Raw genomic sequence first — 19,736 nt, forward strand, 5'->3', positions numbered from 1 at the left:
TGAGCTTGACACATGGGCGGGTTGATGAGGACGCCCTCGGCTGTTGTGGTGACTGGCTTCGGGGGCGTCCTCAGTAATCCCAGCGTAAGCGTCCAAGGAGGCCATCATGACCGTCTGTGCCTCAGCTACATGCGACAACCCATTGCCTGCCTATGAGTACACTGAAAGGTTGCCCACAAGGTGGGGCTTGTGTACCCGCTGTCGGACGGTCGTCCAGAACCGAGGGGTGCCACTAGGTGGTTACATCCCCGGTGGTGCTATCAACGCAGTTGCCCGGTCGGTGAAGAAGAAGACCAAACCGACACCACAAGAGATCGCTGAGGCCGTTCGGTTAGCCCGAGGTACACGCCATCGCGTCGGTGATTGGGATCATCGCCCAGCATATCGAATGGCGGTGTTGAGACATGGCAGGGCGAGGGAAAGGTTGCCGCATCTCCTTATCGGTAGACGACATGAGCCAAACGCATCAGCCATCGTCAGAGCATTCACCCACTACGTCTTGGCTCGAGAGTTCCTCGGCACTGGTCATCGCTACAGCGTCTACCTCGTTGGTGGGACTTACATGGGTCGCCAAGGCCTGTGTGTTCCTCCTGGTCGTAAGGCCGAGGTGTTGACCGGCGATGTCCGATACTCGAAGTACCGCCTTAGTTACGCCGACTTCGCCATTGTCGGCACACACACGCTGAAGGCCGCTGAGAGGCTCGGTCTTCGTCGATCTGACCGAGACCTAACCGCACTGATTGTGACCTCCTATGGTCGCCTCCTCGCCTCTGGTGATGCGTTCCCGCCGGTCTCCGTTCCCATTCGATCTATGAAGACGGACATGCTCGGGGATAGCTTGTTCGATCACATCCTCCCGAGGTCCCCAGCGATCCCCGCGAGATACCACAAGGTAATTCGTCGCTCATCCGGACTGGTCAAAGGTGAGTGGCCCGAAGGCATCGAGCCGGTGTCCGATCTCACACCCCGACCGACACCCCCGGCCAAACCCAACGCAGCAATGCAAGCACCACCGATGCCGTCCACGGATTGGCTGTTTGACACGTAAGGACCGTCACCATGCCCAGATTGAAACCCAAGAAGTCATCCCCGCAGATGTACCTCAAGACCTGCAACGCATGTGGTGAAGAACATGAAACCCACAAGCCCAAAGCCTCGAGGTGCGAGACCTGCATCGATGAGAACCGCAGGATTACCTACAAGACCTGCATCTCGTGCGACGCAAAGTTTCCCGCCCCGTTCGGCGATGAGTACAGCTGCCCATCCTGTGCCGAGGCTCATGGGATCGGCCAAGCAGAACTCACCCCCGAACAACGCGAGATCATCAAGGCAGAAGAGACACTCGCTCGATGGAAGAACAAGGTCGAGGCACTCGAGGCAACGCTCGATGAACGCGGCAACGCAAAACCCAAAGGGACCCGCAAGATGACCAATAAGGTTAAGGAAAGCGCCATTGGCGTGGCATGGCTCAACCTTTGTGCATTTGATGGGCAGGTCTCAGCACTGTCACAGATACATAAAAGCGACTTGGACGACGATACGAAACTCCGTCTTATTCTTACGTATTCCCGCATTCGACTTCGCGGATACTCGGTCGAGGCAATCTCAAGGCTCTGCCCGGTACACCTGATGAGCCTTGATGAAGGCAAGGCAATCGACGGCCTGCCTTTTGTAGAAACCCAAAACCCACCAACGCCACAACAAATGGCCGAGATCGAACTCGGTCTCCACTAACCAACCCCAACTAAAGGACATAAGAAAACATGGTTGAAAGAGTAACCCTAGGTGGCGGCGATGCCACCTCACAATCGATGCCATCTTCCAAATCATACGCCTCAAGTGCAGACTACGTGAGCGGGGGCGTCACCGTCCGCGACACCAAGAACACGCAGCGCGATGTTCACTCGCAGGGCGATCTAAAAGACAGCGACGTGATCAACGTACAGGGCATGTCGATGAAGGTAGCCCAGGCTAAAGAACTTGGATTGCTCAACACCGTCTTTGATGAAGGGCTGTCGATTGGTGCGGCACAAAGGGCAGCGCAGGAACACGGATCGGCCACAGAGGAGACGCCCGAGGAACCCAAAGGCAGCGACACGGGGCATGCTGAGTTCGACAAAGTGATCGACGGCCTCAACACCTCGCTTGATGACAGCATCATGACGATGGAAGAAGCCCAGACTTACGAAACAGCGTTCGGTCAGATTGCGATGGCTGGAATTGGCATCGATCAAGCTGCTGAAACGATGCGCGGTCTGGCTGATGGGTCGATATCGGAGATCGATGTTGATGGTGACACCCGTGCAATGCTTGCGAATGTCCAAAGCGTAGTCACCGAGGCAGCAACGCAGAGCGCAATGCAGGAACTTGGACAAGATGGCTTCGATTTCCTGAAACAGGCATCAGACACCCACCCAGGCGTTGACCGTGTAGTTCGTCAGTTCGCCGTGGACCGGGCAGCGGGTCGCGCCGATGGCATCACGTGGACTGAGTTCGCTCAGCATATCCGCGAGCAGCTTGGTCACTGACGTTGGTCACCCATGAATGACGACTTAGCCGACATGGTTTGGGACACAGACATTGATCTGGTCCTGAACCGTATCCAACCCCGCACCTGCGCCGACCCGGATTACTTCTATGCAACCGTCGATCTGATCGAGGAAGGTCGTTCACCCACCGGGACCGGGCAGTTGACGTTCAGTGAACTCGAAGCTTGGGCAGAACGAGTGAAGAAAGGAACCAAGGCCGATGCTAAAGATCAAGAGAGCCGACACCTACCTGCGGACAACTATGTTCGCTACGTTGCCCCGCGAGAAGACCACGGGCCTATTCGTCAGGTACACCCATCATCCAGCCGATCCACGCATCGACGCGGCAATCATCGATGTCGAACACGCCAAGATTGGCCGCTTCGGCATTGGCTGGCACTACTTGGTGCTGGTCGATGGGACGGTCGAACTCTGTAGACACCCCCTGACGCGTGGCGCAGTCGGTCGCGACAATTTCACCCGAAGCCATATCCAGATCGGCGTAGTGGGGGGCCGAGACCGGGAGACCGGCAAGTTCTCTGAGACTCTCACGACTGCCCAGCGTGACGCACTCGAGGCTCTCTATCAGAAACTCGCGGATACACTCGGTGTCCCCCTCGAGATCAATGAGGACCTCGAGACATATGCCCACAAACAACACGAACAAGATGAAGCCGCCGAAGCTGAACTCGAAGAACGCCTCGACCGCAACGAGGCGCTTTCAATAAGCCCTCATTAAATCCCGCGTTTCCCGGCGAAACGTACAATCACCCATTCCCACGGAAAATCAGAAAATTGTGGTTGAGAAAACCTGTTCCCTCAAGGGGTTACAGGAGGCGTTCTCATGTCCTCAGCTTTCGCACCATCCCTGCAATCAAGGAGCCTAGCAAATGTCCTTAGAGACACTCCCTGCATCCGCCAAGAAGGCGACCCAATACTTCATCGACAATAGCAAGCTCCGCAAAGGTAAACGCCGAGATGCGTTGATCGACCAGATCGCACAAGCCAAGCGACCCATGGTTCATGCCCAGAAACTCCTAGACACCTTCGGTAAACCCAAGCCCGCATCGCTTACCACCAAAGAGTTCGAGCGGTTGTTCGTTGAACACGTTGCAAAGTCAGGCTTACCCGATCCAACCATCTTGCCGATGATCAAGAAGGCAAAGCTCCGCGCTTACCGCCAAGACCTTACGCTCGATCAGGCCAAGCACATCCTCAAGATCGCTGGTCGTGTTTTCAATGGCCGCTGCCAAGATGAGATCGACCAGAGCCGCGATGCCGCGCGTCTCGCTCTGGGATTAGACCCCTACGTCAAACCCGAGATCACCGCGAAGAAACCAGAGGTCAGCCCTAGCATGCCCGAAGACAAGGTTGCTGACGCTATTGGCTACGTCGAGACCACAGCGTCGGACACGGCTGGACGGTTCTACGCCAAGGCTATCGCTGAGAATGCTCGAGGTGAACTCACGGCCCACCGGGCAGACCAGATCGCCAGACTTATCAATGTTCGATGAACCGTCATCACTACCAACAACAACGACACAAGGACCCAGAAACCATGACATCCAAAACCAACCCCACACCGGGACCGCTTACCGATGACACCGAAAGCTGGAAGCGCACTCTGTCTATCCTCGCGGGTATCCGTCAGGTGCGCCAAGAGTTGCGTGAAGAAGCTGACCAGATCACAGCCGCAAATCCTAACAAAATGATTGCTCCCGGTCGCGGTGAACGGGCCGACATCGTTTCTGTTCTGGATGAGGGCTACGCAGCAATGGTCAATGACATTCGCAGGATTGCCCGCAGTTGCGGTCTGACAATGCCGGATGAGCTTCGGTGATGGTGATCACATCGACGGGACACACTGCAAGTGACTTCGTGTGGCTCGGAGATAGGCTCTGGGCTGCATGATATGCCGCCAAGCAAGCTAAGGCCGCATCCGGTGTGACTCATGTCTTCCAACAATCATCAGGTGCTGTCTAAACCGACGGACCCGTTGCATGGACTTACGACTTATCACAAGCCCGCATGTTCCTTCCTGAGGCCGCGCCCATCCTTGGTGGTTCGGTGGTGCCCTTGGAACGGGCGCGTGAAGCAATAGCCCAAATCTACGAAACAAACATGAGGGAACTGGAAGATGCCCTCGGGCAAGATAGGCACGGCAGCTATGGCTGATTATGAACTCATCCCTCATGCGGCGAGCGATAAATTGGTCGCCAATCCTACAGCGGTCGCAGCGTTTAACTCGGTGTTCGGCGTAGGTCGCGCTGAGAGATTCTAGCGCCTCACGCTATGAGTTCCAAGGCGAAGAATTGCCGGTTATTCGGCAAGGGCGATTATGCCAGTCACATCTTCTAGTGCACCGCGTTCGGAAAGGTTGCCATCACATCCCATGACCCTACCTTGGAACGCTAATACCCAAGTGGAAGGGAGTTCTGATAGAATAAGTTGATCGTCTATTGCTGCACCAAGCTCTTCTGCTTCGTTCAGCCACGACTTTGCCGTTACTTCATCTTTATCCACGATGTCACCAATTAGGTAAAGATAGGCAAGCCAAAGTGCTGCTTCCGCTGACCCCAACTTGACTGAGTCTTCAAGTACCCTGAGACCGTCCCCCGGGTTGCGGCGTTCAAAAATGTCTCCGGTATTCAGACGGCCATAGTTGTACTTACCAGAGAGTGACCCAAGAGTGGCTGATACTTCGTACCAACGATTGGCTTCAGCTAAGTCAATGCTCTCTAGAAGCTCACCTTTTTCATATCGCTTGCCAAGCACGTTGGCAGTGCAGGCAGAATGCAGTGCTTTAGATTTAAGCCTTTCCAAACCTTCGTCCCGTATCTGATAAAGGCGGTCACGTGTAAGATCGTGTCCATTCTCAGTTTCCAGTATTTCGAATAAGTGCTTCAACGGGGGAACGAGGCCCTCTCTCGCAGCGGCTTCAAGGTAGGGGATAGCAGCCGCAACATCTTTTTCAGTACCGTTTCCCTTGAGCAAACAATAGCCTGCGTTGCAAGACGCGACAGGTAGACCGTGGTCAGCCGAAATCTTAAAATGCTCGTACGCGAGTTCTTGGTTGCGTCGAATTCCTGGTAGTTCTAGCTCGTAGAGCCATGCCAAATGTAGGTGTGCAAAAGCATGATTTGGCATTTGCTCAATCGCATTGAGAAGAACAGTAAGCCTCTCTTGATTTGCGTTTTTGTCGTTCACTCCTGCGCGGGACTTGATGGCATTGCTTAGTGTTACTGCACCAATCACGCCGCCTGCTTCATACTCTTCGCGAGCAAGAGCCTCTGCTTTACCAATGTCTTTTGGCACCCCGAGCCCCTCCAAATTGAGCCAGGCTAAAAGCGCTTTGCAGCCCATTGAAAAACTGGAAGAACTGTCAATGCACTTTTGTGCATGCTCAGCGGCCAACGCAAAGTCAACGGTGGTACTTGAATGCATCCCTGAATAGATTTCTGCCAAGAAAACGTGTGCATTGTTTGAGGTCGGCAACGAACGTTCGAAGTAAGTTGCAGCAAGTTTAGGATCGCGCTCGATGTCAAACGTTTGTTTGGAGTTGGTAAGGTAACCATTAAGCCAAACATGACCGAGCCAGAAATTCGCTTCCGAAATTTCCTGATCAGCAAACTTACCAAGTTTCGTAAGTATGACTTCTGATGGCTCATCAGTTAGACCCAAATCGAACTTAATGGTTTCAGCATAAACGGAGCTTAAAGCATCTCCCATCGACCCCGCCACTTCGAAAATACCCACAGAAGCACTGAGGCCACCTTCACCTATCAAACCTTCAGCGACCATTTCTCCGATCTTTCGCTGACTTGTGGATGAGCCAGCTGCTGAGGCGCGTTCATACCACTGTCGGGCACTCGAAGGTGAGGGGTCGGTGCCTATTCCATTCCGAAAGGCGTCCCCAATCGCTTCCATTGCGAACACATGCTCTGCTTCTGCCGCTACCAGCATGTTATCAAAGAAACGATCACGACTGACCTTGACAGCGCCGCCATTAAAATATTGCACAGCTACTTCATAGCTGGCGTGAGAAAAACCGCGTGACGCAGCTTCTCTTAACTTAATAAAGCTCTCGAGGCGCAGTTCCTGATCACGATCCACAAAGTGTTCAATCATCGCCTGCAGAAAAAGCCTCTGCCCGTTTTCCGGCTCTCCAGTCGCGAGCTCATTTCTTACGCTCTTTGCAATCTCTCTTGCAGCGCCCAAATCGCGCTCTGTTCCAGAAAAGCCAGTTCCTTTGATAAACGCAACCATCCCAATTGCGATGGGGTGATCGTCTTCTGAAAGCTGCTGGAAAAGAGCAAGTGCCTCATTTCCACGGCCCTGCTCAAACAGGAGTTTATTGGCCTTTCGAAGCTTCTCCTCGTTTGCCCGAACTATGCATGGCCCATAATTTTCAAAGATGCCAGCCCATTTGCATACGGAGTCGAGTGTGCTCTTGTAGAATGTAGGGAAATAAGACACCGCATAACCGGCAAAAAAACTCACTACAATACTAACAGTAATTAGATCGGAGAGGTGACTCGCAAAGCGACGTAAAAAACCGTAACACTTGAGTAGAAAAGATCGCATTTGAAATCCTACGGTTAATTGTTTTTTGTCTTTTTCCACACTTTCCCTTTTTCCGCTGAGGTTATGTTCGTCCGGTCAATTATAGATAGCAAAGGCACTTAAAAAGTCAAAAGGCTCGTTCCTTACCGGAAGGCTGCTCAGGGCGAGAACTAAAAGCCACATAAGTCGTTGGGTCGAGAAGATTGGGCAGGGTGAACTCTTGAAGGCTCAGGTCAGGCGTAACCGTGAGTTGTTCCTGGTGAAGTCTGGCGGGGGAACTGTGCGGGTGAAGCGCAGGAGCTTCGAGGATTTGCTGAAAGAGTGACGGATGAAGAACTTGGAGGGAGCCGCAGTGGCTCCTTCATTTTTTACAGGCAATTAACCATTACATCTGGGACAGAGTTTAGCCGAAACCCTGACCCCAGCAACATGCAGCCGTGGCCCTTTATTGACTTGCAGGCGGTGAGTCGATGATAACTGTAGTGTTACGCTTGTGTTGTAGATCGAATGATTGAAATTTTTTTTAAAGCCTTGGACGCCGGCCTTAAACTTCTGGGTTTCAGAAGGGAAAGCAGACTCACAAATGCGATTGACCGCAAACTTGTACAGATGCTGTGCGACCCGCGATACAAGAGGCGATCCTTTAAGGAACTGAACCGCAAAATAGGTGGCTTCGATAGTGAGCCGGACGATTTACGTAAACACCTGACGGCACTCGGCGCTGAGCGCTCAGGCGAAATTGGACCAAACGAGCTTTGGTTTTTGCCAGAAGTACATCGACCGGCAAACTCGAAGGTCCCACGCTTAGCTATTGGCGCTTCAATCATTGTGTTCGTGATTTTAATCACCTTAGTTGGAGTTTATTTTTATGATTCGATTTTCTGCTATTTTGCCCTTGACGGCCTGTGCTAGCGCCGTTTGTTTAACTCTCATCGTGAGCGCAATATCAGTTTCTGCGCAAGACCACGATGAAGCCTGCGAGATTGAGGAGTTAATTCTGAGGGACCGCAAGAATGTAGAGCGAAGCAATTTGAACTTCGAATGCTTATTGAAGAAGATAGAGAGCCTCGACCCCTTTCCGCGAGGGACTGTCGCTTTTTTCAAGCTTGAAACGTGTCCATCTGGGTGGTCGTCCCTTAAAGAACTTCGTGGGCGCTATGTTGTTGGGCTTCCGGAACAGGGTGAATTGGCCGCTCGGGTCGGACAGCCGCTCACCAACCGCGAAAACCGTTCAGTGGGTCTTCACAACCATGTTTTGTCGGATGTTGAAGCGCATTCCCACACTCTCTCTGACGGAGGTAAACACGATCATCGCTACACTTCCACCAACAACGGGCCACTACTTGATAACGATCATAACTTCGTAGGTGGGGCGGGGCGATTTGGTAAGGTCGGTGCCAAAAATACGACAGCAGAAGAGGCACATAATCATAATCTTCACGAAGCAGGGGCTCATGGTCACCAACTAGCTTCTGCTGGCGAAGTCTCTGGAACCCCAGCTCCTTTTCTCCAACTGCTGGCCTGCGAAAAAGAGTAGTTTTATTAGTGGGATCAGCCCCAAGCCTGCTTCCATTGAGGCTATCGGTTATCTAGAAGGCAACGGGATGAACTCCTGATCATCACCGAGCGGCAAGTGGAACCTTGGGTTGCTATCCCAAGCCTCGGCCCGCCAAGCCTCTTTGGCTTCCTCGATGCGCTCTTTGGAAGACGCCACGAAGTTCCACCAGATATGCCGGGGTCCCTCGAGCGTTTCGCCGCCCAGCATCATTACTCGTGCGCCTCTATCACCAGCTTTCATCGACACCCGGTCTCCAGGGCGGAACACCATCATTTGACCCGCTTCGAAGGTATCCCCGGAGACCGTTACCGACCCATTAACGACGTACACTCCGCGATCCTCGTGGTCATCTGGCAGTGGAATGCTGGCACCGGCTTGAAGCACAGCATCGGTGTAGAATATCTCTGCGGGCGTCTTGACTGGCGCACGTTCCCCGTAGGCGTTGCCAAGGATCAGACGCACCTCCTTGCCTTCACCTTCCATGACGGGCAGAGCATCAGCAGGGGCATGTTCGAAGGTAGGGTCTAGGTCCTCGTGGTCCTTTGGCAGAGCTACCCAAGTCTGGATACCAAAGAACGGCATAGGGTCCACTTGGGTTTCATCGTCGGTTCTCTCTGAGTGCGTGATGCCCCGACCAGCAACCATCCAATTCACCGCACCCGGCTCAATCCATGAGTCTGTCCCGAGGCTGTCCCGGTGGTGCATCCGACCGCGATACAGGTAGCTGATCGTTGCCAAGCCGATATGAGGGTGAGGGCGTACGTCCATGCCCTTGGTTGGCAAGAACTCTGCGGGTCCCATTTGATCGAAAAAGATAAAACTTCCGACCATCTGGCGCTTCGGCGCGGGTAGGGCGCGGCGTACCTCGAAGCCGCCCAGATCGCGGGCGCGAGGGATTATGACGGTCTCAATGGTGTCCACGGCGTCACCCGTGGGGCAGTGAGGGTCTAGCGCAGGGTTCCAAGACATTGGGCGTACTCCTTTGGCTCTGCTGATAACATGTAGCATTGGAGCATGAAGGGAACCCCCAAGGTGCGCTCAGGGTTTGCGCGGGTTTGCACAATGAGTTTGGACCTAGTTATCACTGATGAACGAGATGTTTGCGCACCAGGATCACTCACAGCAACGATTGAGCAATGCGGTCCAACGCTCCAACAGTTGTTGGTCAGTATGGCGGTCAGGGTTTGCTAGTAGTTTTTCTTTTACCCCGAGCGATAGTCTTACTTTCCAGTCTTTGGTGAGGTCAAAGCCTTCGTCTTTGGCCCAATTTTTGATCTGCGGTACTATCGGTTTCGCGGGGTCATGAACATCTTCAAAATCTTGGTTAGCGCGGCGCTCCATACGGTCGAGAACTTGAACGACCAAGCTGTGCGGCATGAGGTCCTCGATCTCGGTCTCAGTCATATCCTCGAAGAACTCGTCAGTGATCAAAACTCGTTCTGGTTTCGCCGCATATAATTCCGCTTTCAGACTCTTTGCTGCTTGTTGTCCAGCGGTGTCGCCATCAAGTAACACTAAAGGCAGCGCGTCGTCTCGTCCCAGAAGTATCGCCGCTATCAGTTTAGCAGTTTTGGCCCCGCCAGACGGTGGGAATACTAGCTCAGCCCTTGGGGAAATTAACCCCTTGCCGATCAAAATGGTTTTGATAGCCGAAAGGTAGTGCTGGTCAGAAGGGCCTTCCACAATTACCGGTCTACATCCAAGTAGTAAGCTCTCCGCAACTGTCAGGTTCAACGCTGAGTGAACGGCGTAGGTGGCCCCCGCTTCTCTTGAACCGTCTTTGCCCCGAGCTTGTCCAAGGTCGCTGGACGCTACTGTTCCGCCGTTCTCAGCGATGAAGACCTTGCGTACCCTGTCCAACCTATCTGCATCAATCAGGAAAGGTGAGTGCGTCGTGAACACGAGTTGGTTGGTTTGAGACAAGCTATCAAAGAAACTGGACAAGTCGCGCTGAGCAAGGGGGTGTAGTGAGTGTCCTGGTTCGTCGAGTAGTACAATTGCATTCTCATGGGTGTCTTCGCTTTCATAGGTGAAGACCAAAAAGAAACTGAGGAACCATTGCAGACCCGCACTACGGTTCTCAAGTTCAACCTCCTCAGGTCGGCGAGCGTCAGCTACGAAAATGCGGAAATAGTTGCCATCAGCAACGAGGCGAAACCTGTAGTCACCTTGTTTCCACCACTCGCGGAAACTCTTTGTCAGTTTGGTCGACGCTGATTGCAAGAGAGCTTGGCGCTCTCTGAGCTTCTCGTCGTCGTTCGCGACATCTTCCTCAGATTTAGGGTCTACAGAGACTCGGCGACCACTTTGATCAATCCGTTCCCGAACACCGGTTGCACGTGCTAACTCCAAGACTTCCTCAGGGCTGAGGCTGACCAGATCAAAAAGCACTTTCAAGGTTCGCGCCTTTGCAGCCTCTTTTTGACCAAGATCGGTGCGCTTTAAGTTTTCGACCACATGCGGCAGATAGATTTGAGCGTCTAGGTTTCCGTAGTTCGAATAGTAAACAAAAGCCGGAAGGCGTTCTTCGAATATTTCACTCAAGCTAGGTCCGGGGTCCGGCGTTACCTCCTCGTCTTCTTCATCCTCATCCTCAATCGTGACAGGTTCCGGGAAAGGCGAGGCGTAGGCAAAGCGGACATCAAAATCTCTGTCTGATGGAAAAGCCCAAGCGTAGCGACCGGCGAAGTCTCGAACGACTTCAAGAGTCTCGGTGATATCACTGTCTGCGCCGTGTTTGTTGGCAATCTCACGTTCAGCCTCATCCAACTCAAATATGCACGTGATGAAATCGTAAGCGCCGGGGTCCTGCCGCATCTCAGCGTAGGACGAGCGGGGCATGTCGTCCAGTAGATTGATCTCCCCACCGCCAGTTGGGTTCAGCTTCCAAAGGGGAAGCAAGAGATTGGTCTTTCCCGCCTCATTTTCGCCGATCAGAGACGTAACATCTGAGACATCAATCCATCCGCTATCATCTACCGACCGGAATTTGGTTACTCGAAATTTCTTAAGTTTCATTGCTACTCGCCGTACTCATTGGGCAAAATGCGCCTGATTTTCTTTATTCAATTCCAATCACTAGCGGATGTCAGTTTGCTTAGCAATCAAGGCGATACTTCGTCGATTGGACGTGGGGTTTCTTCCGGATTGAATTTGTGAGAAAAATCTGAGCGAGTTACATCTACGCGATCCTTCCGGCGTCCCCCCCGTACCCCCCGAGATACCCCCCGGTTGATCATACGGTACGCCCGACGGGTAGACTGGATGTTCCGGTACAGCTTCGAAATCCACCGATTTCCTGCAATTTGATAGGCCCTAATAGTTATTTCGAATAAAACTATTCGATCAGGTGGGCCCCGCCGAGTTCATCACCGACGGTGGCATCGACGTGCGGCCGCACCCTCATATCGGTTTGGGTACAGTGACCTACCTGTATCAGGGCGAGTTTGAGCATCGCGACAGCCTTGGCACCCATCAGATGATCTATCCAGGTGAAGTGAACTGGATGGTGGCTGGCCGCGGCGTGACCCATTCGGAACGTACCAGTGAAGAAACGCGGGCTAAGCGGCACAGCCTGTTCGGTGTTCAGACCTGGATTGCACTGCCTGAGGTGTACGAGGACATGGCCCCGGATTTTGAGCACCACAAGCAGGGCGCGCTGCCGCATATCAAGGACAATGGCGTCAGTGCCCGGCTAATCCTTGGTTCGGCTTATGGCGAAACCAGCCCGGTGACGATGCTGTCGGAAACCTTCTATCTGGACGTGCAACTTGAACCCGGCGCCGCCTTTCCATTGCCCGACGACCACGAAGATCGCGGGGTTTATGTCATTCAGGGATCGGTTGAGATTGCGGGCGACACGTTCGAGGAAGGTCGCATGATGGTGTTCCGCCCGGGCGATCGCCTTTCGGTCAAGGCGGGTCCGTTTGGCGCGCGGTTGATGCTGCTGGGCGGAGCCACATTGAATGAGGATCGCTATATCTGGTGGAATTTCGTGTCCTCTTCGAAGGAAAAAATCGAAAACGCCACCCGCGAATGGAAAGCCGCCGATTGGGCCAACGGTGCCTTCCACCTGCCCCCCGGCGATGATCAGGAGTTCATTCCGATTTCAGACGAGTTGGAGCGCACCAGCCCAAGACGGGCGCGTTAACCAGACGTCAGGGGGCCTTGTCCGAACTTGCGATACCGGCAATCCTCGCCTCAACGGGAGGGTCGCCATGAAGATCATAATCGCAGGCGCGGGCAGCATTGGATGTTATTGCGGAGCCTTTTTGGCTGATGCCGGTCACTCGGTCACGCTGTTGGGTCGCCCACGCATTCTGGACCCAATCCGTGAGGAGGGCCTGACCGTCACTGATTTTTCCGGCCTGCACCTTCATGTGGCGGCCGAGACGCTGACGATGTCCGAAACCCCCGATTGCCTGAAAGACGCAGAGTTGGTGATCGTGGCCGTCAAGGCCGCGGCCATGGCGGATATGGCAGAACAGATCGCGCGGTTCGCCCCGGTCTCTGCGCCGGTGTTGTCCTGGCAGAACGGGATGGAAAACGCCCGGGTGCTGCGGGCGGCGCTTCCGGATCATGACGTTCGCGCGGGAATGGTGCCCTTCAACGTCGTGCCGCCCCAGCCCGCGAGCTTTCACCGCGCGACTTCCGGCGATATCGTGATCCAGTCCGGCCCCGGCAATCTGGGGAAAGTGCTCAGCTCGCCCAACCTGCCGGTGATCGAAAGCGACGACATCGAATCTGTGCAATGGGGTAAGCTGATCATCAACCTGAACAACGCACTGAACGCGTTGTCGGGGCTGACGTTGAAGGATCAATTGCTGGATCGCAGGTGGCGTCGCCTGATGGCCGACCAGATGGCCGAGGCTTTGAGGGTAATTCAGGCCGCAGGCCACCCTGTCGCATCAACCACGCCTTTGCCCGCTTGGATGACGCCGCATATCCTACGCCTTCCTACGCCATTGTTCACTCGGATCGCCGCGCGCATGCTGACCATCGACCCAAGCGCGCGCACGTCGATGGCCTATGATCTCATGGCGGGGCGCGTGACGGAAATCGACAGTCTGCAAGGTGAGATTGTCCGACTGGGCAAGCAACATAGGCGGCCTGCGCCGATTTGCGCTAGGGTACAGGCTCTGATCGAACAGAAGCCGGATGTAAGTCTATCACCGGATCAGATCTTCCCGTGACCTGACCACATTCAGGTGAACGCAGTCAAAATCCAGAAGATAACGGCTGACATTGTAGCCGCCGCTGGGACGGTAATCACCCAGGCGGCAATAATGGTCATGAAATGCGACCGCCGCACCAGCTTGCGCCGCCGCTGCTCTTCACGGGCCAGCCGCAACTCGGGCGGACGGCTATCATTACTTTTCTTCCGCCGGCGATCTTGATTCCATTCACGATAGAACCCAACGCCGAACACCGCACCCACCGCGATGTGGGTCGAACTGACCGGCAAACCCAGCCAGCTTGCGACAATCACTGTGATCGCTGCCGAGAGGGCGACGCAGAATGCCCGCATCGGGTTCAGCTTGGTGATCTGGCTGCCCACCATTCGGATCAGCTTGGGGCCAAACAGGAACAGACCGAACGAAATCCCAAAGGCCCCGATCACCATCACCCATGTCGGGATCGTGACCTTCGAGGCAAAATCGCCAAATTCAGCGGCGTGCACAATCGCGGCCAACGGGCCGACCGCGTTGGCCACGTCGTTGGCACCATGTGCAAAGCTCAGAAACCCGGCCGAGATGACCAGAGGCAACCCAAACAGAACTTTCAGAGATTTGGTGCGGTTTTCCAGCCCTTCGGATTTACGTCGAACCCAAGGCACAGTCACGGCCCAAGCCAGAATGCCCGAGGTCAGACCGATCAGTAGCGCGATTTCCAGATCGATCTTCACGATCCGCTTCAGGCCTTTGACAGAGAGATAGGTGGCAAATGCACCGGCCATCACGGCCACCAGAATAGGAACCCAGCGACGGGCCGCCGCGATCTTGTCGTCCTGATACTGGATTTTCGCCTTGATCAGCGCCAGAAATCCGGCAGCAATCGCGCCGCCCAGAACCGGAGAGATCACCCAACTGGCGGCAATCGCGCTCATCGTGCCCCAGCTGACCGCGCTAAGGCCTGCTGCAGCGATACCAGCCCCCATCACCCCGCCCACGACCGAATGCGTTGTGGAAACGGGTGCGCCGACCCATGTTGCCAGGTTGACCCACATCGCCGATGATATCAGCGCCGCCATCATCGCCCAGATAAAGACCGAGCTATTTTGGACTGAGGCAGGGTCGATGATGCCCTTGGAGATGGTCGAGACCACGTCTCCGCCCGCCAGCAGGGCCCCCGCGCTTTCCGCGACTGCGGCGATGGCAATTGCCCCACCCATGGTCAGGGCGTTAGCACCGACCGCAGGGCCCATGTTGTTGGCAACGTCGTTGGCGCCGATGTTGATTGCCATATAGGCACCAAAACCGGCAGCCGCGATGACGATCAGCCCGCCGTCTGCCCGACCGAATAGTATCGCAGCAATCAATCCGGCAATGACTATGAAGGCCAGCGCGATGCCCGGCGCAAGCAGCGGCCGCGCCACGTGCACGTTCGCATGCTCAAGGCGGGAAATTCGGTGCAGATCGCTGTCCAGGGCTTGCCAGCGGTTTTTATTGTTCGTGTTCGACATCGGTTTTCTGTGGGTGATACGGTTTAACCGGCGCGGTTAACGGTTACCCGGTCTTGTGGCAACCGGCCTCACAGAAGTTTGTTGCGAAAGCGTTACATTTGCCGCAGCATTTCGCGCAGTTCCGGCTCTTGCACCAGCTCTGCGGCCTCTTTCGGCGAGAACCAGCGCCGTTCACGCTCGCTGACCTCGGGGAATTCCTCGGCCAGATCTTTGACATCTATGCGATACACATTGGTGCGCACGGGTTGGGCCGTTCCGTCATCCAGGATCTTGTCATAGGTGAAATGGCCCACCGCCTTGCGGCCCAGGTGTTTCACTTTCACACCGGCTTCTTCCCAAGCTTCTTCTTTGGCAGTCTCGGCCCCGTCCATGCCGTCAATTGGCCATCCCTTTGGGATGACCCATCGGCCTGTGCCACGGCTGGTGATCAACAGAACTTTTTTGTCGTCGCCGGTTCCGCGCACGCACAAGGCTGCAAACTGTACCCTGTGTGGGCGTTGAAAGAAGGGTTTGCCAACTTCTTCCCAGATATTGTTCAGCCAAGATGCCATCGATTAAGTGCCAGTACTTTTCTTAGGTTCAAGGAAAAGTGACATAACAACTATAAACCGGGGCTTCAATGCATCTATTGAACGAACGCATTTTCTGAAGCAAACGAACGTCAGGTCCGCCGCTTGGCCCGCAAGGTTGGATCGGCCTGCGTCGGATCCTCGGGCCAGGGGTGTTTGGGATATTGCGCGCGCATGTCCTTGCGCACATCCGCGTAAGATCCGGCCCAAAATCCTGGCAGATCGCGCGTGATCTGGATTGGTCGCCGCGCAGGGGACAGCAGAGTGATCTTGAGCGCCTCGCCCCCGATAGCCGGATGCCGGGTGACACCGAACAGTTCCTGCAGGCGGACTGATATCTCGGGCACCGCGCCGCCATAATCAATTGGCACCTTGCGGCCCAGTGGTGTTTCAAACGATCCCGGCGCGCGACGGTCCAATTCCTGCGTTTGGGCCCAGTCCAGCCGGGCACGCAGGGCAGGCAGCAGGTCAAACTTTTTCCAGTCGTCTGCACTGCGCTGACCTGACAGCATGGGTAGCAGCCAGTCGTCCAGAGCGGCCATCAACCCGTCCATTGAAAAGTCCGGCAGGTCGATCCCTTCGGCGCGCACCAATTCCACCCGCGCGGCCAATCGCGCAGAGGCGCCTTCCAGTCGTAACCCCAGATCACGCACACCATCCAGCATGGCGCGGGCGATGGCCTCATCCGGCGCGTCCTTCCAAATACGGTCATCCAGAGTGATCGCGCCAAGGCGTTCCTGCGTGCGCGCAATGACCCGGCGTTCCCGTTTCGACCACGCGCAGTTGTCGACCCATTCGATCTGATCCGCGAACAGATCCCGGATTTCACGCTCTGAGATTTGTGCGGCCATGCGCACCTTGGCCTCGCGCGGGTTTCCGTCCGTATCTGTCACCACAAGATAAGGCGCGGCCGCCAATGTGTCACCGCTGTCCAGCACGACGCCCTTGCCGCCGGACAGAACGTAACGCGGCACATCGCCTTTGCGGCGTTGCCCAATGCGATCGGGATAGGCCAAGGCGGCCATCGCGGCTGGGCTTAGGTCTGTCTTGCTGCTTCGTGTTTTCAGCCGCTTGCTCTCGGCTTTGATCCGTTCCAACGCGCCCATGTTGATCTGCCACACCCGGTTGCGTTGAAAGGCGCGGGCATCGCGCAACGCATCAAGCCGCAGCAGCAGATCTACCGGAGCGCCCTTTAGCGGATCACGTTCCGCCATCAGCGCAGCCAACGAAGCGGCGTTGGTCCCGGCCGTCACCAGCATGTGCCCCAGCCGAGGATGCAGGGGTAGCGCAGCCAGGGCCCGTCCGTGGTCGGTGATCCGCCCTTTGACATCCAACGCACCCAGCATGTTCAGCAATGTACGGGCCTCGGCCATCGTTCCTTCGGGTGGTGGTGTCAAAAAGGCGAGGTCATCCGGTTCGGCCCCCCAAAGCGCCAGTTCCAGCGCAAGGCCCGTCAGGTCGGCGGCTTCGATTTCGGCAGGGGGGTAGGCGGCCAGCGCACCTTCTTCACCTTTGGACCAAATCCGGTAACACACGCCCTCGGCCACGCGCCCTGCACGACCTGCGCGTTGGGTTGCTTCGGCCCGCGTCACCCGTTCCGTGACCAGCCGCGACATGCCAGAACCCGGATCGAACCGCGCCCGGCGCGCCTGACCCATATCCACAACCACGCGGATGTCGGGAATGGTCAGCGAGGTCTCGGCGATTGAAGTGGCAAGCACGACCTTGCGCTCTTTCGCGGCTGGCGAGATCGCTGCGCGCTGGGCGGCAAAGGGCATTGCTCCGAACAGTGGTTTAACTGCGCAATTGCCGGGCAACCGTTTGGATAGCGCGGCCTCGGCTCTGCGGATTTCGCCCTCGCCGGGCAGAAACACGAGCATGCCGCCTTCGGTTTCACGCTCGGCCTTGGCGACCAGATCTATCAGTGCATCCAGTCGTCGTGCTTGCGCACCCAGTGGCTGGTCCAGCCACTGGGTTTCAACCGGATAACTGCGCCCTTCGGACGTCACAAGCGGTGCGTCCATCAATTGGCCGACCGGTTCGGCGTCGAGTGTGGCAGACATCGCCAGCAGGATCAGGTCGTCGCGTAGTGCGCCCGTAACCTCAAGGCACAGGGCAAGCCCGAGGTCCGCGTTCAAAGATCGTTCGTGAAACTCGTCAAAAATCACCGCGCCTACGCCTGGCAGATCCGGTTCAGATTGTAGCATTCGGGTCAGAATGCCTTCGGTCACCACTTCGATGCGGGTTGTTTTTGAGGTTTTCGCATCGCCCCGCACGCGGTAACCGACGGTTTCACCCGCACGTTGCCCCAAAGTTTCCGCCATCCGCTCTGCCGCGGCACGCGCGGCAAGCCTGCGGGGTTCGAGCATGATGATCTTGCCATTGCACAACCCGGCCTCGAGCATCGCCAGAGGTACCCGCGTTGTCTTGCCCGCGCCCGGAGGGGCTTGCAAAACGGCCCGGCCATTGGCCTTTAGGGCGTTAAGCAATTCGGGGATGGCGTCATCGATGGGCAGGCGTGTTGTCATTGGCGCTTTATCAGCCAACCACGGCGCAACGTCCAGTTCCGCTGTTTCCCAATGACGATGATCGCGCCGCTGCGGCCTAGAGCCAGCGGCGGTCCGGTCAAAGAGGATCAACAGCAACACATAGGTGCGAAATGCAGGTATCGGGCAGGTTTCCTGCGCGGTCCGGTCTGGACAAACCACCCGTCGGGGCGGCAAGTAGTCGTGCCGCAAAAGATCGGGGTCGGAATGGATATGGACAGCCTAGGTGATAAGATTTTGAACGGAGACCGGCGTGCGCTGGCCCGGGCAATCACTCTGGTCGAAAGTGGTCGCGCCGATCATCGGGCACAGGCGTCTGAATTGCTGGCGCATTTGGCCAAAGCCGGGCGGCAATCCCTGCGCGTTGGGTTGTCCGGTACTCCGGGGGTGGGCAAATCCACCTTTATCGAAAGCTTTGGCATGATGCTGATCGAGCAGGGCCTGCGCGTTGCGGTCTTGGCTGTCGACCCCAGCTCGACCCGTTCAGGTGGTTCTATTCTGGGCGACAAAACCCGGATGGAGCGGCTGAGTCGTGAGAAGAACGCCTTTATCCGTCCGTCTCCCAGCCAATCCCATTTGGGCGGCGTGGCCCGCCGCACCCGCGAGGCGATTGCCCTGTGCGAGGCGGCAGGGTTCGACGTGGTGCTGATTGAAACTGTAGGAGTCGGGCAGTCCGAGACCGTCGTTTCCGAAATGTCGGATCTGTTCCTTCTGTTGCTTGCGCCTGCGGGCGGGGATGAGTTGCAGGGGGTTAAACGCGGAATCATGGAAATGGCCGACATGATCCTTGTGAACAAGGCGGATGGAGATCTGAAAGCCACGGCCACCCGCACCTGTGCTGACTACGCGGGGGCTTTGCGCCTGCTGCGAAAACGCCCGCAGGACCCCGAGGGTTTTCCCAAGGCGATGACTGTTTCCGCGGTCGAGGAACATGGGCTTGACCAAGCCTGGGACGAAATGACCACTCTGTCAGGCTGGCGGCGTGAAAACGGCCATTGGGATGGCAACCGCGCGGCGCAGGCGCGGTTCTGGTTCGATCAAGAAGTGCGATACGCGCTGCTATCTCGGTTGGATACGCCGACCGCCCGCGCAGAAATGGATCGCCTTGGATCCGATGTTGGCGCAGGCAATCTTAGCCCGACGGCGGCTGCGGAACGAATGCTTAGTGTCCTAGCAACACACTAGACGCCTTTTAGCGTCAGAGGTGGAGGGTGCGCCAAAATCATGTATTATGGGCAAAGATACAATTTCTGATTGTGCTGCTTCGAGGGGAAGTCGATAGTCTCGATG

Annotated in this window: 16 protein-coding genes and 1 pseudogene; 11 read left to right on the plus strand and 6 right to left on the minus strand. The window is 55.9% G+C overall.

The features are described 5' to 3' along the window. Positions 1-424: 424 nt before the first annotated feature. From AC2FGC_RS12040 to AC2FGC_RS12065, 6 genes are all read left to right on the plus strand, one after another. Entirely contained in the window at positions 425-1,048 is a 624-nt protein-coding gene (locus tag AC2FGC_RS12040) for a hypothetical protein (RefSeq protein ID WP_496782428.1), read from the plus strand. Positions 1,049-1,059: 11 nt separating this feature from the next. After that, positions 1,060-1,734, plus strand: coding sequence for a hypothetical protein (locus tag AC2FGC_RS12045; protein WP_496782430.1), 675 nt, complete (start codon positions 1,060-1,062; stop codon positions 1,732-1,734). A gap of 29 nt (positions 1,735-1,763) precedes the next feature. Continuing rightward, entirely contained in the window at positions 1,764-2,528 is a 765-nt protein-coding gene (locus AC2FGC_RS12050) for a hypothetical protein (RefSeq protein ID WP_496782432.1), read from the plus strand. A 220-nt stretch (positions 2,529-2,748) separates the two neighbouring features. Then, positions 2,749-3,267: a peptidoglycan recognition protein family protein gene (locus AC2FGC_RS12055; RefSeq protein ID WP_496782434.1), complete on the plus strand. Its 519-nt coding sequence runs from the start codon at positions 2,749-2,751 to the stop codon at positions 3,265-3,267. A 151-nt stretch (positions 3,268-3,418) separates the two neighbouring features. Then, a complete protein-coding gene (locus tag AC2FGC_RS12060; protein WP_496782436.1) occupies positions 3,419-4,042 on the plus strand; it encodes a hypothetical protein in 624 nt (207 codons plus the stop codon). Positions 4,043-4,086: 44 nt separating this feature from the next. Next, positions 4,087-4,368 carry a hypothetical protein gene (locus AC2FGC_RS12065; RefSeq protein WP_496782437.1) on the plus strand — a complete coding sequence of 94 codons (282 nt, stop codon included), beginning with the start codon at positions 4,087-4,089 and terminating at the stop codon, positions 4,366-4,368. A gap of 479 nt (positions 4,369-4,847) precedes the next feature. Here AC2FGC_RS12065 and AC2FGC_RS12070 read toward each other — a convergent pair whose 3' ends face one another. Beyond that, entirely contained in the window at positions 4,848-7,151 is a 2,304-nt protein-coding gene (locus tag AC2FGC_RS12070; RefSeq protein WP_496782440.1) for a tetratricopeptide repeat protein, read from the minus strand. 447 nt (positions 7,152-7,598) lie between these two features. On the opposite strand from AC2FGC_RS12070, the gene AC2FGC_RS12075 reads away from it, so the two are divergent. Together AC2FGC_RS12075 and AC2FGC_RS12080 are read left to right on the plus strand one after the other, a co-directional pair. Beyond that, entirely contained in the window at positions 7,599-8,003 is a 405-nt protein-coding gene (locus tag AC2FGC_RS12075) for a hypothetical protein (protein WP_496782442.1), read from the plus strand. Then, positions 7,960-8,628 carry a hypothetical protein gene (locus AC2FGC_RS12080; protein ID WP_496782444.1) on the plus strand — a complete coding sequence of 223 codons (669 nt, stop codon included), beginning with the start codon at positions 7,960-7,962 and terminating at the stop codon, positions 8,626-8,628. Before AC2FGC_RS12075 ends, AC2FGC_RS12080 begins: the two co-directional genes overlap by 44 nt. A 48-nt stretch (positions 8,629-8,676) precedes the next feature. Here AC2FGC_RS12080 and AC2FGC_RS12085 read toward each other — a convergent pair whose 3' ends face one another. Both AC2FGC_RS12085 and AC2FGC_RS12090 read right to left on the minus strand, forming a co-directional pair. Next, on the minus strand, positions 8,677-9,618 hold the full coding sequence (locus AC2FGC_RS12085; RefSeq protein WP_496782446.1) for a pirin family protein: 942 nt from the start codon (positions 9,616-9,618) through the stop codon (positions 8,677-8,679). A 144-nt stretch (positions 9,619-9,762) separates the two neighbouring features. Next, complete coding sequence (locus AC2FGC_RS12090; RefSeq protein WP_496782447.1) at positions 9,763-11,667, minus strand: AAA family ATPase; 1,905 nt, start codon at positions 11,665-11,667, stop codon at positions 9,763-9,765. Positions 11,668-11,989: 322 nt separating this feature from the next. Between AC2FGC_RS12090 and AC2FGC_RS12095 the strand changes: the two are divergent. Next, positions 11,990-12,799: pseudogene (locus AC2FGC_RS12095) on the plus strand (pirin family protein); the annotation flags it as partial. A gap of 67 nt (positions 12,800-12,866) precedes the next feature. Then, a complete protein-coding gene (locus AC2FGC_RS12100) occupies positions 12,867-13,841 on the plus strand; it encodes a 2-dehydropantoate 2-reductase (RefSeq protein WP_496726040.1) in 975 nt (324 codons plus the stop codon). An 11-nt stretch (positions 13,842-13,852) separates the two neighbouring features. Here AC2FGC_RS12100 and AC2FGC_RS12105 read toward each other — a convergent pair whose 3' ends face one another. From AC2FGC_RS12105 to hrpB, 3 genes are all read right to left on the minus strand, one after another. Continuing rightward, entirely contained in the window at positions 13,853-15,331 is a 1,479-nt protein-coding gene (locus AC2FGC_RS12105; RefSeq protein ID WP_496726041.1) for an inorganic phosphate transporter, read from the minus strand. A gap of 92 nt (positions 15,332-15,423) precedes the next feature. Further along, on the minus strand, positions 15,424-15,882 hold the full coding sequence (locus AC2FGC_RS12110; protein ID WP_108861772.1) for an NUDIX hydrolase: 459 nt from the start codon (positions 15,880-15,882) through the stop codon (positions 15,424-15,426). Positions 15,883-15,992: 110 nt separating this feature from the next. After that, positions 15,993-18,428 carry an ATP-dependent helicase HrpB gene (hrpB, locus tag AC2FGC_RS12115; RefSeq protein WP_496726042.1) on the minus strand — a complete coding sequence of 812 codons (2,436 nt, stop codon included), beginning with the start codon at positions 18,426-18,428 and terminating at the stop codon, positions 15,993-15,995. 225 nt (positions 18,429-18,653) lie between these two features. Between hrpB and meaB the strand changes: the two genes are divergently transcribed. Next, positions 18,654-19,631 (plus strand): methylmalonyl Co-A mutase-associated GTPase MeaB, encoded by a 978-nt coding sequence (gene meaB / locus AC2FGC_RS12120; RefSeq protein WP_282153571.1) that lies wholly within the window; start codon positions 18,654-18,656, stop codon positions 19,629-19,631. The last annotated feature ends 105 nt before the right edge of the window (positions 19,632-19,736 follow it).

It is taken from the genome of Ruegeria sp. CDSC054 (assembly GCF_059610645.1).